Here is a 13,552-nt window from a genome sequence, read left to right as displayed (position 1 = left end):
TGTCTTAAGTCGCGGTATCACCAGTGTCGTCCCGTGGAGCGGCCGGCAACGGCGCGATGCGCTGACCGACCGCAACTGCCATAACAAGCTTCCGGTCCAGACCTTCCCAACACATGATCCGGTTGATCAAGTTCGTGCAACCAAATCTGCGATGGCGTAGTCGGCCCGCCAGATGAGGCCCCATTTGGCGCTGCGCGTAAGGAGTTCTCGCCGGAATTCCCAATTGCTATTTGAGATGAAGGGGGCGACGAGCGATGAGCATCTTGTGCTGAACTCCGAATGCGTGTCGTCCACGGCCTCGCCTATTGGCTCCAGAGAAGGTGCATCAGTGTTCGGAAGCTGGGCGCTCATGAGAATTTTCGGAACAGAGATGAGATAAGCCGTGCCAAATTCAGAAAATTTCGTCTCAAGCGGTACAAGACCGTATTACAGATCCTCGACCCGCCAAATAACCCAATCAATCAGACAGGTCGTGCCCGGCGGTACTTCCGCCTTCGCAAGTTCGTATTCGTTCATCCGTCCCAGGTTCTTAAGGCATACCGCTCGGCTTAAGCGGGCATCATTGAGAAAGAATGCCTCGTTCATCTCCAGGGATCGCTTCACCACGTCGAGATAGATCGCTTGTGCTTCATCCCAGTAGTTCTGCTCCCTCAACCAGTGCGCCGCCGTGTACGCACCGGCGAGAGTTCGCCGCTGTTCACTCGGACCGGGTCCAAGCTGCCCGATTTTGGCCCGCAGCGCCTCCTCCACTCCGAACAGTCGAGGTAGCTCGTCTCCGGTTAAAGCCCCTCGATGCGCGCGAAGAAGAGCCCTGGCTTCATCGAGCCGTTTGTCGAAAATCAGAGATATGAATTTCTCTGAAGCGGAGTTCAATCGAATCTCCCTGGTTCCTGCAAATTAGAGACGCAATCACTTTCGACAGCATTCTCAGATATCCGGCTCGTTACTCGTCTTCAAGATACCAAAACCTGTTGTGCATCCAAAATCTCGTGCCCACTGGAATCTCACGCTTGACGTTATCAAAGTCACGTGTTCGCCCGAGAAGTTTGAGACATTTAGCTTGCCCTAATCGAGCATCGTCCAAAAAAAACGCCTGTTTGTGGATCAAGGACCAATCGCACAAGTTCGCTCAACACGAGTTCAGCATCGGTCCAATATTTCCATTTCATTAGATTGAAGGCTAGCGCATTCAGACCGGAGAGAAGGTATTTAGCACGTCACTTTCTTCCTTCGAGCTTAGACACTTTCGCGTTCAGAACCTCCGCGAAGCCGGCAAGAGCGGTTTCCGCGGGCGAAGCGGTCCGTTCGAGCCTCAAGATGGGTTCGAGCTCATCGTGCGATAGCTCGAATGCGAGCGATACAATTCGTGCAGATTGCGACGACACCTAGGTTCTCCGAACGTAGCTACTTATGCACCCCTCTCGATGGGCATGCACGGGAGAAAGCCAACCACGACGCCTCGAAATCAGAGTCGAGCCCACAAAGTCGCCTCTGCTATTTTCCTCGATCTTTGCGCCTTTTTTGAATCTCATTGTTGTTGCGCTTTGCTCTTTGTTCGCCACTTAATCCTTGCTTCAGGGCATCTCCGCCACAGATTGCCCTCACAATGCCACGCGCGCAATCATCTTCAGTATAATTTCGACCTCGGGGCCCCTTTGGAATTGAAAGCGGCCCCTGACCTCGCGGCCCTCTGAATCCCTCTTTGCAATCCCTCCGTGCGGCGGCCCATTCCTCCGCACACTCCTCTTCATCCACGATATCAGTAGGGTCTTTAGGAGCAAGCGGCGGAGATTCCACCTCCTCGCCTTCAACTCGACTTAATATTCTTTCGTCTGGGTTCGGCAGCCCGACGTACCAACCGATTCCCCCGCTGCGGTCTTCCCGTCTGGTAGACTGTGGCTGGGAAGACGGCGATGCATCCCGTCCTGGAGATTCACCGTTCACGCCAGCACGACCTAGCATATCGCTTGTCATGATCTTAGGTACGAGCGTCCCTACTGCCCAGAAACGTCGCATCCAATCTGGGACTAATCTTTCAAGCTCCGGGTCCGGCATGTCCAGCCTGGAACCAGAACCATCTGGTATCGGTAAACCGCGGCCCAATCCAAGACCAGTCCCCGATCGCGGCGAACGAAAGCCGATTCGCATTGGCATGGCTCCCTGCATCCCGATCGGCGTGGGCACCGACGTCGTCGATAGATACCCCAACACTCCTCCCGTCGGCGCATAATTTCCTATCACCCCGGCCGCCTGGCCGTTCTGCACGGCGTTGTTAGGCTGGGGGGTCGAAGCAGACCGGAACTGATCGCCGGATCATTTGGCTATAAAGTTCATAGAGACGTTGGAGATCAGAAGTTGCCATCATTATTCCTTTCAAGAAAATCGTTCGTGTCTCGGCAAGCCGAGGCAAACATGGCCGCTAAATCTTCGCCACAGGTATGCCCCTCACCCCACCACCGCATACAAAAACATCCGCCCCGCCGTCGCAGCGTTCGCATGCGTGATCGTGAACGCGCCATTCGCCACCGCGCTCACATACATCGTCCCGTTGCCGACCTCCGTCGCCGCATTCGCTGACGCCGGCACCAGGATCGGCACCGAACCCACCGCGCAGTTCGCGGTCGTCACCGTGGTGCTCGACGCGCCCGTCGTCAGCGTCACGCTCCCGACGGCGTTCGATCGTCCGGCAGCCAGCTGCTGGATCGCAAGCACGATCTTCTTCAGGTCGGTCTCGGTGATGCCGGGAACGTAAGCCGTCATAGCGTGCCGCTCGGTGTGAGATCGGGAACGACACCCGCGCAGAACGACCACGACGTCGCCGCCGGGATCCGAATCTTGAAGCGGGAATAGCGGGTGTCGCGCCTGACGTCGCAGCGGCCGGTGCGACCGTTGACCAACACCTCCGCACCAGGCACCGTCACGGCCGCCGGCGTGTCGCGCCAGGAGACCGAGCCGAACAGTGTTGCGGCGTCGGTTAGCGGACGGAAGCCGCGGATGGTGATGCGGTTCTCATCCGTGCCCTGCTCCGGGCTCTCCAGCGTCGCCTCGAGACTGGGGCCGCGGAAGAAGCCGAGCACATGGGCCTCGGAAAACTGCGCGATCTCCGGCTGCACGGCGGTCGCGTAGGCGTCGAGGCTCAGCGTCAGCGCATCGAGCGATGATGAGATGCTGTCGAGGTTCTCCAGCGTCAGCCCGGTCTGCGAGATGCCCAGCAGATACTCGCCCGTCACCGCGACCGGGAAGAACCGGTCGAGCAGGAAATCGTAGCCGAGCAGCTTGTCGTAGGTGCCGACTGTGCCGGACACCGACTTGTAAGCCCAATAGACGCGCGTGGAGCGCGGATCGGCCGCGCCCATGAACAGCTGGAGATTGCCCTTATCGAGATCGGCGAGAAAGCTGCGATCGACCTTCTCGCGTCCAATCTGTTGCGGCACGCCGCCCGGCTCGATCTTGTGAAAGCCCTGACCGGCGTAGAAGAAGATTCGCTCGCCGGCGCGAATGATCGAGTATGGCGCGTAGAGGCCCTTGTCCTGAGTGATGCGATCGATCTGGAAGATGATCGGCGAACCCGGCACGTAGGACATCCGCCGGATCGCCTGGTCCTGGAAGACGATGCCGGATTCGCCGCCGGCGACGCCGCGAACGATGCCGCCGTCCGGAAAGTCCTGGAAGTCGGACGACTTGATACCGCTGGTCCAGCTGTCCGCGCCGTTGAAATTGTTCAGCCCGGACCACTGAATCCGGTACGGCGTCGACAGCAGCCCTGACAACACCAGGAAGCGTCCGACCACGCTGATATAGGCGGCCTGCGGCGGCGAACCCAGCGCATCGGTGAAGGCCGTCGACGACGAGAGGTCGAAGATTTGCAGCACCGCATTGGCCTGCGTCGCAAAGACGAAGTTTCCGGTCTGGGCAAACTGCCACTGCGCGGTGGCGGAAAGCGCCGAATAGGACGCCCCGCCCTTGGAGACATCGACCCAGGTGAAGTCGATGTTGTTGAGCCGGTAGAGCCTGGTACTCGTAGCGGCAAAGGTGATGACCGTGCCGTCGGATTTCAGCGCGTAGAACGCACCCCGGCACGGCGCCGGCAGTGCCGACGTATAGGCCGAGAAGGATGGAAACGGCCCGTAGCCGTCACCGCGCGGAATGACGTTGAGGATGTTGCGCGTGGCCTGCCCCTCATAATCGCTGACGTCGGGGCGGTATTCGCCAAAGGAAAGCAGGGGCATTATTCGTTTGTCCATGGCTCTGAGTGGACTGCGGCAGCCGTCCAGGTGGATGCAGCAGCGGCTGTTTCCATCCAGGCACGGACGGAAGGATTGCGCCCGCTCCACTCGGAAGAGGAATTCGTCACGTCTGGCTGCCACGTGACAGCATCAAATGGTCGTCTGACCCAGGCCTCGAAATCTCGTTCATAGTTCGAAGCCGTGCCCGCGACGGCGAGCACCATCGGCTCGGCGCTGAGCGCTACCGAACCCGAACTTGCGAGGCCCGGCAGGATGAAGGCGCCGGGCGCAGCGACGGTATTGAGGACATTTCGGCTACCGATCCCGGCAACAGCAAAGCTCCCGGGCGCGACGGCTTCCGCCACGTTGAAGGCCGCCGTCATGCCGGTGAAAGCAAGAATTGCGGGGCCGCCGATCGCCCTGGTGTTCGCCGCAGCAGCGTTGCCGGCGAGATCGAACGCGCCGGCGCCAAGAGCAAGACTGCCACTGAACGTCGCCGGTATGGTCGCGGCGACGAACGAACCGATCGCCGCATTGAGTGTGATCTGGATTGCGCCCGAAACAACGACAGGCGGCCGCAGTCGCCGATACGCCTTCGACCAGCCACGCCGAAACACATATGCCATGGCTTAGGGCAGCTCCCGCCACTTGACGGTGCCGGAAACGATCGTCGATGCCGGGACACCCGGAATGTCGAGAACAAGAGCCTCGCCGGCCTGAATGGTTTCGCGATCCTCGGGCGCGGGCAGATATTGCCAGGGGGTGAGTACATTCCATTGCCAGGCGGCGAGAAGCGCGGGCGTGCCGGATGTCGTCGCCTGCGTCGTGTCGTTGGCGTGCGCGGTCGCAGTCGATGCTCTGGTGTCGCCGGAATCGATCGAATTGGCAGTCGGCGCGCTGCCGCCTGAGCCCAGCGTGACCGTCGCGGGCAAACGTTTCAAGCGCAGGCGGATTTCCGCCGGCGCTGTGACGCCACCTGCAGACAGATCGATTTCGTGAAGCTCGATGCCGTTCGCGGCACCCGCCTTCAACGCAACGACATCCTGCACGGCCGCAATCGTCACGTTCTCGAACATGGTTGAATAGACACGTTGTCCCAAGGGTCACCTCCGCAACAAAGGACGTATGAATTTTCCAGGAATGATCGCTGGACCGGGGGTGAAGCTGAGAATGACGACACCGGAGCCGCCGGAGCCGCCGGAGCCGCCGGTCCCCGCGCCGCTGGCGCCGAAACTTCCTCCCCCACCACCGCCGCCGAGGCCGTTGCTGCCGGCAACACCGTTCGAACCCGCGCCGCTGGGACCAGAAGCACCGCCGCCGCCTGCTCCGCCCGGACCGGGATTGCCCGCGGCGTAGAATCCACCGCCTCCGCCGCCACCGTAAGTGACAGACGTGCCCGAGACCGCGTTGGCGATACCGTTGCCGCCGCTTCCGCCTTGTGTGCTGCTGCCGCCGCCGCCGACCGTGCCGGCACCACCGCCGCCACCGCCGCCGAATGTACCGGTAGAGGCCGACGCGCCCCCGGCCCGAACGTTCGCACCGGCGCCGGCCGCTGCACCCGCTCCGCCTCCGTTACCGGAGCCGCCGCCCGAGCCGCCGCTGTTCGCCGCGACGCTTTGCGCACCGCCGCCACCGCCTCCGGGGGCTGTGACGAATGCGCCGAACGACGAACCGCTCCCGTTGGTGCCGGGTGACGTTCGTGTCGAACCGCCAGCACCACCAGCGCCGACCGTGACCGAGACCTGTTTCGTCCCTTGCGCCATCGTTGCGCTGCCGGGCGCGACGTCACCCGCTCCGCCGCCGCCTGCGCCGTCCGAATTGACCGGACCACCGCCGCCGCCGCCACCGCCACCAACGGCAAGGTACGACGTCGAATAGACGAAGCCGGGAACATTCCAGGACGTCGTCCCGACAGTCGAGAAGGCCTGAACGGTCGCGAACTCGTACACGACGCCTGGGATCAGCAGGCCCGGAAACCACGACGGCGTGGGCAAATCCCAAATCGACGGAGCTGGCCCGAGATCGAGCAGGTCCGACCAGAAACGCAGAGCGTCCGCGAGATGGTCAAAACGGCCCTGCCACAGGATGCGGCCGCCAATACCGCGCGCAACGATCTTGTAGTGGGTCAGATCGCCTTGCGGCTCCCACCACAGCGGATCATTCGGACGATGCAGCCAATCCCTCGAAAGGACAACGCGACGGGCACGATACTCGGTCCCAACATGATCAATGACCACGCGCCCTCACTCACGTGATCGTCAGAACGCCGTTGACCTGGTCCAGATCAACAGTGAACGTATTGCCGTTGGTCAGCGTGATGGGAACGCCATAGTCCCACCAGCCGATCAGCGGCTTGGTGGACGACGTCGCGTTGTACAGCACCGCATATTGAAACGGTCCGATCGAGCCGCCCGAGGCCGTCCACGCCGGATCGGTCCCGCCGACGAACTTGAACGTCCCCGTCGTTTGCGCACCCGTGATGGTCCCGATGCTGTTGCCGCCGGACGTATAGCCATTGCCGGCCGCAAGATCCGCCGGCGTGTTGTAGACGGTGTTGGTGACGACAGGCGCCGTGTTGGTCAGATACACCTTGTACACTTGCGCAGTCCCGGTCTTCATGTCGTGCAGCGCGTTCGCGACGTCCTGCACAAAGCAGTAGAATTTGTTGAAGCTTGCCATTGTCGCCTCCTAGATGACTTGTCCGGAAACACGCACCGTCATCGGCCCGGCATTGAATGTCGACGTCAGTCCGAGATTGTTGAGATCAGCGAGCGCCGACGTGAATCCGAGCCCCCAGGTCTGGATGCGCGCGTCTTCCTTGATGTACGGCGCGGACTCGAGCAGGGCTGCGTAGAGATAGACGTCGGGCGCCATGGTCAGCAGCCAATTGCTTCCGTTCGACGCAAGCGCCGGAATGTTCTGCCGATAGACCATCTCGATCGTGTAGGCCGCGTCGGGGGTCGGCGCGAGCTCGAGTTCGTTGCCGAACACGGTGAAATAGCGTGGCCGCGCGGCGACATCGGACGTCGCGAAGCGGTATTCGTCCATCTGCGTCCCCGATTTGAATTCGAGGCAAGGCTTTCCCGTCAAACTCGACAGCCGAACCCTGCGCATGGACTGGAAATCAGACGGCAGCGAAATGAACTCCGGCTCGTTCGAGCCGGGGTCGACGAGCGCAGTCGCCCGCTGCTCCATCTGCCGCACGAAAAGCTGGCGGTTGAATTTGGCTTCCGCGAGCTGGACGAAGGTCGGGATCCGCGCGATCAGCGTCGTATCCTGGTCGCGCGCGAGATATTCGGTCACCGCGGTCTGCAGTGAGATGTAGTCGGTGATCTCGGTCATTCGAGCTCCGCTGACCAGCCGGCCTGCAATTTCGGCCTGTCGGTTCGCAAATAAGCCCATTCGGGATCGTCGAGCTTCCGCTGCACGATCGCGTCGAATTCGGGCGTGAACAGCCGCAGCGAGGTGTTGCCCCTCGCATGGGCCTCGTTGAGCCATTGGACGTAGATGACGTTGGGAATGCGGGCCACATGCCGCCCCCAGTCGCCCTGCTGCTCGTCCTGGCGCGCCTGCTTGTTCCATTCCAGGATCGGCGCCACGTCCTGGACATGCTCGATCGCAAGCTCGCTTCCGTTGCTGTCGAGATGGGGCCTGATCAGGACGCCGTCCATCACGACATCTCCGTCACCCACAGAGTGCCGGCCGTCGCCGTCACCAGGCCGTTGGTCGCGGCCTTCAGCGCGGCAATGCGCTGGCCGGGACTGACCGTGACGTATTCGACGACGTTGGCCGGCAGATAAGGATCGGAAACGCTCGCCGTCTGCGCGCCATCGCCGATCCGGTAGCAACAGCCTGAGTTGGCGACCAGGCGGACCTGATAGGTCTCCGGTCCAAAGGCGTTGGTCGCGCCGACGCTGGCGTCATAGGCAACCGTCTGGGTAGGACCGACGCGCGAGGAAGTCTGCTTGGAGAAGAACGGCATGTCAGGCGGCCCTCACGGAGATCGAGAAATGCATCGGGATCGTCGCGCCGGAGGCGCCCGAGGGCGTCAGCACGATCACGTCGTCCTCGTTGAGATAGGTCGGCGACGGCGGCACGGCCGAGAACAACTGGCCGGCGGCCGATCCTGCCTGCGTCACGGTGAACGTCGCCAGCGTCGTCGCATTGGCCGAGACGGTGACGACGCCGTCGGCGGTCGTGATCGCGCCGCCCAGGATGCCGGCCACTTTCAACACGCGGCAGCGAAATGGAACGCGGACATAGGCAGCGACGGGGCTCGCGCCGCAGGACGGCGTGTAGGCCGTGAGATCGGCGGTATTGAGGGTGCGATTGCCGGGAAGCGGCATCTGGGTTCTCCAAAAGAAGGGGCAGCCCGCAGGCTGCCCCAAGAGGTGGACAAGAGTGGACGGATGATTCTGATCGCTCAGGAGGAGGTGTTGTCGAACACGCCGCCGGAGGCCTTCTCGTTGCGGGCAACCAGCGCGTATTCCGCCAGGATCTGCCGGCGGTCGGAATCGCCGGTTTTCGCCAGCGGGATCGAGATCATGTTGCGGCCGTTGAGATAGGCCACGGCCCATTTGTCGAGCTCGAGCACCAGCACATCGCGCGGGCGCTGGAAACGGTTGGCGACCACCTTGAGCTTGCCGAAGTCGGATTCATACGCATCGACGGATGCAACGATCTTCTTCGATTTCGACTCCTCGACCGCAGTGGAGCGGCCGGTGAACGTCGAAAACACCTGCTTGTTGAAGGCGCCGGTCATGATCGTGCCGGGCTTGCCGCCATTGGTCCAGATCGAGGACAGCACGGTCTTCAGACGCACTTCAGTGAAGGCGATTTGGGACGAGGCGTCGGTTCGGCTGCCGCTACCGTCAGCCGCAGCCGGATTGGCCGGCGATCCCGCTGTCCCCATGGTCGTGTTCGACACGATCCAGGACAGGACGGAGGCGGTCTTGCGCGGCGTCGTGGTATTGCCCGTCACCTTGGCCTGGTTGGTGCCGCACAGGATGGTCTCGAGGTCGCGCTTGAGCTCGAGACCCTTCAGCATCTCCTGGTAAGCCAGCTCGTTGTCGCGGCCGGCGTGATCCACCGCCTGCTGCGTGCCCGAGACCCGCGCGACCTTGTAGGAGATCTGGCAGAGATTGCCGAGACGAACGGTCGGCGTCGTCGTATCGGTGTTGGGATCGTCACCCTCGAGCTGTGCGTTGCCGGCATTCGCCCCGGCGAGGGCCTGCGTCTGCCATTCGTGGTTGACGGCAGTCGCCTTCTCCTTGTCGACGCCGCTCATGAACGGCGTGTCGACGGGATCGATACGATAGATCATATCGCTGAGGTCTTCGCGGTTACCCACCGCGGAGTAGGTAACGAAGGTGGAAGTCGGTAGAGTCATTGATGTTTCCTTGTGACAGCCGAGCTGTTCCGACAACGCAACGATGTCGCTGCGCCTCTCCTGGAAACTGCGGCCTGAGTTGCTGGCGTCTTCCGTTCTCGCTCACGCGATGGCGCGGAAATTTGAATCTCCGGTTCGCGGATCCGCGAGACGTCTCTGCCGGGCGCCCGCGCGTATCACGCAGGGTCGGCCTAATTACGATGGTTGACCAGATCGGCGTTGTTGCGCGGCGTCAACCTGGCCGGACACGCGTCAAACGTCGGATGGGCGACCTGCCTTCAGGGGGATGGATCGCCTTCAACCCACTCGATTCCGTGCGGCACGAGCGGCGCCGTGGGACTGAACGGCAGCAGTGCAGATTTCGTATCGAAAGAAGACTGAGTCTGACTTGAGCTTTGCTGTTGCAGGCCCCGAATGCGATCGATGATGAAATCGGCTAGCGGCGTTGGAGACTGCTGTATTGCAGTCGACGGAACAGCTTGGGTAATCGTCTGGCGCGAGACAGGTGAGGCTTGGACGATGCGCGGCGGACCGAACAGCCATTCAGGAGGCCGCTCCGGAGGATCAACTTCGTGCGCCGGCGGCAGATTCGGATTCCGAGACGGCGGCGTAACCGGCCGCTCACGCGGCAGCTGCGGAATGGGCCCCCAATCTGGAAAACAAAATTTTGGAATCTCGCCAAGCAGCCACGAGAAAAAACCAGGCATATAGTAACCGGGATAGTCGAGGATCGGATTCTGCCGATCGCTGTCGTTCGGTATCTCATTCATTTTTAGTCCACCATGCTTTCTAATTCATAGGGTGGATAACGAATCGGTTCACTTCGCCGTCGAGCAGTGCTCGATCTACGGATCGAAAATCACCCTCATGTCGAGATGCAGCCGGGCCACCATCTCGTCCACCTCGGCCTGCTCGTTCGGATAGGACTCGTAGACAATCGTGGTCTTGAACAATCTCGCGAAATATCTGGGGTGAAGGGTCCACCCGATATAGTGGTAAGCATGGGTATCAGGATTGAGCGACTTAACGACCTTTCGCAGATAGCGATTGTCCGGCGGCGGCTCAAAGTACGGGTCGACCATGCGCTCCCTGTAAAAGGCGGTCTGGGCCAGCAGGATATCCCGCCATTGAGCCTCGTCAGCCGCCGAGGGCTGACAAGAGCCGCGCTGCAGGCGATAATCTCCATCTCGCGTCTTTTCCATCGCAAATTTGGCGCATGATGGAAGCGCGGGATCGCTGCTCTCATAGTCCCATGCAACCAGGGCGCCTTTGAGCACATGAGCTTGATCGGACGCGATCAAAAGATAGTTGGCGCAGCTCGACAGGCAGTGGTCGTACACAACGACCACTGCGCGTCGTTCACGGAGCACCTCGGCTAGAGCAATTGCGGACGCTATGTCGCCTCCGGCGCTTCGAACGACGAAGAGACCGCCTTCCTTCAGCTTCTTCGCCGGCGATACGTAAGCATTCTTCTCGATCCGGCCATCGAGACACAGGATTGCCTGGTCTTCGCTGAGCGCGATTGGGCGCACGACAACACTACGGCAATAGTCCGCCGCGCGATGGAATGCCTCCTTGTCGAACAAGTTCTCTTGGGCGCCTGACGGACCGAAAAGGAGGAGAGTGAAGGTGCAGAACGAGAGCAGTCCTGTGAGCGAACGAAAGACCGCGTTTTTGACCTGGAACATTCTCAAGCTCTCCCGATCGAACCATTGCTTCCTACAAACCCTGACGAATTGCGGACCGATCGTCGAAGCTGGCGGGCCTCGCCAGAGGTTAACAACCCACTCTCGGTGGAAGATTAGTCGGACGCTTTGCAGGCCGGCGGCAGCAAGGCATACAGGCCTTTCGAACCGTCCGGACTGAAGCGTACGACGGTCGCAATGTCGTTGTCACGGCTCAGCTCGAGCACTTGCCGGCAAAAATCGGAGTAAGACGCACTCTCGGCCTTCCTGAGCGGCATCGTGAACCAGATATCACCAAAATGGTCGTAGGTACGGCACGACGCGCGCGCGATGGTATCGTAGCCGTCGCCCAGCTTCGATGGGTCATCTCGGTTACGGGCAAATCGCCGCTTTGCCTTCTCATCGATGGAAAGCGTCTCGTCATGCTCCAAAAACAACGCGATCAGCGCCGCAATCCCGGCAGGCTCGCTGTCAACGACGAGAACGCCAGCGGGCATCCGAGCCGACGCCAGCGAGCTGATCGGCTGCAGGACCATTGGGTCCGGCACGGGAAGATCAAGTGCTTCCAGCAGCTTCTTTGAACCGCGGAAGGTAAATCTTCCCGCCTTGCGGTTGCGCTCGAGCCAGCGAGAGAATTCGTCGAAAGAGAGCGCCGATATTGCGTTCGCATCAACCGCAAGCAACTGGTGGAGCGGCGAATGCTTTCGATAGATCGAGAGAAGCGCCATTCGTTCCGCAACTTCATCTGCTCGTTGCGGGATCTTCGCGTCAAGCTTGCTATATTCGCGCGCCATACGGGCCTCGGATGCGCGAGCGGCTAGAAAGGCGACCTCGGTGATGTCTTCCTGCAGGACATAACGGACCACGCCGCCAAGGCATTTCACAAGCGTGACCGGACTGGAGTGTCGAGCAGCCACGGCGAAATCGCCGAAGACATAGTCGATTTGATAGGGCTGGTGCACTTCGCACGGCACGACGTCGGGACTCCGGCGGGCATAGAGCAACAACGCATCCAATATCTTTTGATTGATACGCTGATCGTACAGCGACAGTTCGGGAGACATGGCAAGATGGATGCCGAGAATTCTCGTTTCCGCCTCTTGCGACGAGACTGGCGAGCTCGCAAGGGCGAGCGACATGCAGATCAGACCGATGCGCCTGAAGTTCCGTATGAGCATGCTATTCGCAGCCTGGTTTCCGACCAGCCTTATGTGCGCGAGAACCCCGATGCTTAGTCGCAGACAGTCATCTTGAATCGGAGTGCCAAGCGGAGCCTTGGAGTCCTGGCCCGCATGAATTTTCCTTGGTCTTAAACGGATCTTACAGAACAAACAAGGAACATAATTCACCACTCTCGCTTCGGTTGCAACTGTTAAATGATCCCGAACCGCTTCCGTCGCTCCGCCGTCTCCGCAAGCTCCTTCAACTCCGCCCGCGCCAGCTTGCCGTTGGCAACCACGCCCGCGAGGTGATCACGAACCTTGCCGACGATGTTGATGGCGAGGAAGAGCTTTTCGCGGCCGGCGGCATCGTCGACCGTGGTGGCGCGCCAGGCGGCGATGTAGCTCTTCTCGAGCGTGTCGAACACCTCGTTCAGTAGCTCGTCATCAAGCAATGTTTCGGCGCGTACTGCCCTCGCCGCCGCGCGCTCCAGTGTGCTCTCGTCAGACATTGGTTTCTTTCTCGTTGTTAGGCCCTTGCTGGCATCGAGGGCGGCCTTGATCTCGGCGAGCGCATGTCTCTTGACCAAGAGATAGGTCGCGGCGTTGTGGGCCCATCCCTTGCCCTTGCCGAAGACTCAGGCCGTCAGCGCCGAACGGATCGTGGTCGACCGGAACGAGAGAGACATTCTCGAAGTCCGGCTGATGCTCGACCGGCACCAGGGAATAATCAGCCATGGTCTGGAGGTGGATCGCGTCGTTCTGCGAATTCTGTTACTGCAGCTGGGCCTGATGCGCGGCGAGCGCGGCGTCGACCTGGCCCGCGCCCGCATGGCCAACAGCTTCGGATCGGGCGGCGGTTGCGGCGGCAGAGGGTTGCTTCAGCAAGCGTCCGAACCGCGAGACTTCAACCTAGACGCATCCAGCCACACAATCACGATCTTGCTGGCAAGTCCATGCACCGACGTGCTCTACTTTCACGCCATCCCGTCCAGCTCAGAAAGCGCAGGGGCAGTCCGTTCAAAAACGACCATTGCCTGTTTCCCTATCAACGCTTGTAAGGTACTCCGTGGTGCCTAGCGTACTGCGCAA

17 protein-coding genes are annotated in these 13,552 nt (G+C 60.9%); 1 reads left to right on the top strand and 16 read right to left on the bottom strand.

Features of this window, described 5'->3' with window-relative positions; genetic code table 11:
* Window positions 1-426 precede the first annotated feature (426 nt).
* The 16 genes from F8237_RS25920 to F8237_RS25845 all read right to left on the bottom strand — a co-directional run bounded on the left by F8237_RS25920 (window position 427) and on the right by F8237_RS25845 (window position 12,972).
* A complete protein-coding gene (locus tag F8237_RS25920; RefSeq protein ID WP_151649075.1) occupies window positions 427-873 on the bottom strand; it encodes a hypothetical protein in 447 nt (148 codons plus the stop codon).
* A 1,572-nt stretch (window positions 874-2,445) separates the two neighbouring features.
* On the bottom strand, window positions 2,446-2,760 hold the full coding sequence (locus tag F8237_RS25915) for a hypothetical protein (protein ID WP_151649074.1): 315 nt from the start codon (window positions 2,758-2,760) through the stop codon (window positions 2,446-2,448).
* On the bottom strand, window positions 2,757-4,229 hold the full coding sequence (locus F8237_RS25910) for a hypothetical protein (protein WP_151649073.1): 1,473 nt from the start codon (window positions 4,227-4,229) through the stop codon (window positions 2,757-2,759). The genes F8237_RS25915 and F8237_RS25910 overlap by 4 nt, the downstream gene beginning before the upstream one ends.
* Complete coding sequence (locus F8237_RS25905; protein WP_151649072.1) at window positions 4,229-4,852, bottom strand: hypothetical protein; 624 nt, start codon at window positions 4,850-4,852, stop codon at window positions 4,229-4,231. Before F8237_RS25905 ends, F8237_RS25910 begins: the two co-directional genes overlap by 1 nt.
* 3 nt (window positions 4,853-4,855) lie before the next feature.
* Window positions 4,856-5,302 carry a hypothetical protein gene (locus F8237_RS25900; protein ID WP_151649071.1) on the bottom strand — a complete coding sequence of 149 codons (447 nt, stop codon included), beginning with the start codon at window positions 5,300-5,302 and terminating at the stop codon, window positions 4,856-4,858.
* 27 nt (window positions 5,303-5,329) lie between these two features.
* Complete coding sequence (locus F8237_RS37260; RefSeq protein ID WP_154696375.1) at window positions 5,330-6,463, bottom strand: glycine-rich domain-containing protein; 1,134 nt, start codon at window positions 6,461-6,463, stop codon at window positions 5,330-5,332.
* 10 nt (window positions 6,464-6,473) lie between these two features.
* Entirely contained in the window at window positions 6,474-6,905 is a 432-nt protein-coding gene (locus F8237_RS25890; protein WP_151649070.1) for a hypothetical protein, read from the bottom strand.
* A 9-nt stretch (window positions 6,906-6,914) separates the two neighbouring features.
* Window positions 6,915-7,568, bottom strand: a complete 654-nt coding sequence (locus F8237_RS25885; protein WP_151649069.1) for a phage adaptor protein — start codon at window positions 7,566-7,568, stop codon at window positions 6,915-6,917.
* The gene (locus F8237_RS25880) at window positions 7,565-7,897 is read right to left on the bottom strand and encodes a hypothetical protein (RefSeq protein WP_151649068.1); all 333 of its coding nucleotides are present in this window, start codon (window positions 7,895-7,897) and stop codon (window positions 7,565-7,567) included. The genes F8237_RS25885 and F8237_RS25880 overlap by 4 nt, the downstream gene beginning before the upstream one ends.
* Window positions 7,897-8,208 carry a hypothetical protein gene (locus F8237_RS25875; RefSeq protein WP_151649067.1) on the bottom strand — a complete coding sequence of 104 codons (312 nt, stop codon included), beginning with the start codon at window positions 8,206-8,208 and terminating at the stop codon, window positions 7,897-7,899. Before F8237_RS25875 ends, F8237_RS25880 begins: the two co-directional genes overlap by 1 nt.
* Before the next feature lies 1 nt (window position 8,209).
* Window positions 8,210-8,572 (bottom strand): hypothetical protein, encoded by a 363-nt coding sequence (locus F8237_RS25870; RefSeq protein WP_151649066.1) that lies wholly within the window; start codon window positions 8,570-8,572, stop codon window positions 8,210-8,212.
* Window positions 8,573-8,649: 77 nt separating this feature from the next.
* A complete protein-coding gene (locus F8237_RS25865) occupies window positions 8,650-9,615 on the bottom strand; it encodes a DUF5309 domain-containing protein (RefSeq protein ID WP_151649065.1) in 966 nt (321 codons plus the stop codon).
* A 278-nt stretch (window positions 9,616-9,893) separates the two neighbouring features.
* On the bottom strand, window positions 9,894-10,385 hold the full coding sequence (locus tag F8237_RS25860; RefSeq protein ID WP_151649064.1) for a hypothetical protein: 492 nt from the start codon (window positions 10,383-10,385) through the stop codon (window positions 9,894-9,896).
* Between the two features lie 75 nt (window positions 10,386-10,460).
* Complete coding sequence (locus F8237_RS25855) at window positions 10,461-11,303, bottom strand: hypothetical protein (protein ID WP_151649063.1); 843 nt, start codon at window positions 11,301-11,303, stop codon at window positions 10,461-10,463.
* A gap of 113 nt (window positions 11,304-11,416) precedes the next feature.
* Window positions 11,417-12,439, bottom strand: coding sequence for a hypothetical protein (locus tag F8237_RS25850; protein ID WP_151649062.1), 1,023 nt, complete (start codon window positions 12,437-12,439; stop codon window positions 11,417-11,419).
* Window positions 12,440-12,672: 233 nt separating this feature from the next.
* Window positions 12,673-12,972: a hypothetical protein gene (locus F8237_RS25845; RefSeq protein WP_151649061.1), complete on the bottom strand. Its 300-nt coding sequence runs from the start codon at window positions 12,970-12,972 to the stop codon at window positions 12,673-12,675.
* Window positions 12,973-13,081: 109 nt separating this feature from the next.
* On the opposite strand from F8237_RS25845, the gene F8237_RS25840 reads away from it, so the two are divergent.
* Window positions 13,082-13,540 (top strand): hypothetical protein, encoded by a 459-nt coding sequence (locus F8237_RS25840; protein ID WP_151649060.1) that lies wholly within the window; start codon window positions 13,082-13,084, stop codon window positions 13,538-13,540.
* The last annotated feature ends 12 nt before the right edge of the window (window positions 13,541-13,552 follow it).

The sequence above is a fragment of the Bradyrhizobium betae genome (assembly GCF_008932115.1).
Taxonomy (GTDB): Bacteria; Pseudomonadota; Alphaproteobacteria; order Rhizobiales; family Xanthobacteraceae; genus Bradyrhizobium; species Bradyrhizobium betae.
Note: the sequence above shows the minus strand (reverse complement) of the source record. Positions and strands in the feature narration are given on the sequence as shown.

Coding starts and splice junctions, on each gene's coding strand:
- F8237_RS25915 (WP_151649074.1), bottom strand. CDS start 2,760: ATGACGGCTTACGTTCCCGGCATCACCGAGACCGACCTGAAGAAGATC.
- F8237_RS25910 (WP_151649073.1), bottom strand. CDS start 4,229: ATGCCCCTGCTTTCCTTTGGCGAATACCGCCCCGACGTCAGCGATTAT.
- F8237_RS25905 (WP_151649072.1), bottom strand. CDS start 4,852: ATGGCATATGTGTTTCGGCGTGGCTGGTCGAAGGCGTATCGGCGACTG.
- F8237_RS25900 (WP_151649071.1), bottom strand. CDS start 5,302: ATGTTCGAGAACGTGACGATTGCGGCCGTGCAGGATGTCGTTGCGTTG.
- F8237_RS25890 (WP_151649070.1), bottom strand. CDS start 6,905: ATGGCAAGCTTCAACAAATTCTACTGCTTTGTGCAGGACGTCGCGAAC.
- F8237_RS25885 (WP_151649069.1), bottom strand. CDS start 7,568: ATGACCGAGATCACCGACTACATCTCACTGCAGACCGCGGTGACCGAA.
- F8237_RS25880 (WP_151649068.1), bottom strand. CDS start 7,897: ATGGACGGCGTCCTGATCAGGCCCCATCTCGACAGCAACGGAAGCGAG.
- F8237_RS25875 (WP_151649067.1), bottom strand. CDS start 8,208: ATGCCGTTCTTCTCCAAGCAGACTTCCTCGCGCGTCGGTCCTACCCAG.
- F8237_RS25870 (WP_151649066.1), bottom strand. CDS start 8,572: ATGCCGCTTCCCGGCAATCGCACCCTCAATACCGCCGATCTCACGGCC.
- F8237_RS25865 (WP_151649065.1), bottom strand. CDS start 9,615: ATGACTCTACCGACTTCCACCTTCGTTACCTACTCCGCGGTGGGTAAC.
- F8237_RS25860 (WP_151649064.1), bottom strand. CDS start 10,385: ATGAATGAGATACCGAACGACAGCGATCGGCAGAATCCGATCCTCGAC.
- F8237_RS25855 (WP_151649063.1), bottom strand. CDS start 11,303: ATGTTCCAGGTCAAAAACGCGGTCTTTCGTTCGCTCACAGGACTGCTC.
- F8237_RS25850 (WP_151649062.1), bottom strand. CDS start 12,439: ATGTCGCTCGCCCTTGCGAGCTCGCCAGTCTCGTCGCAAGAGGCGGAA.
- F8237_RS25845 (WP_151649061.1), bottom strand. CDS start 12,972: ATGTCTGACGAGAGCACACTGGAGCGCGCGGCGGCGAGGGCAGTACGC.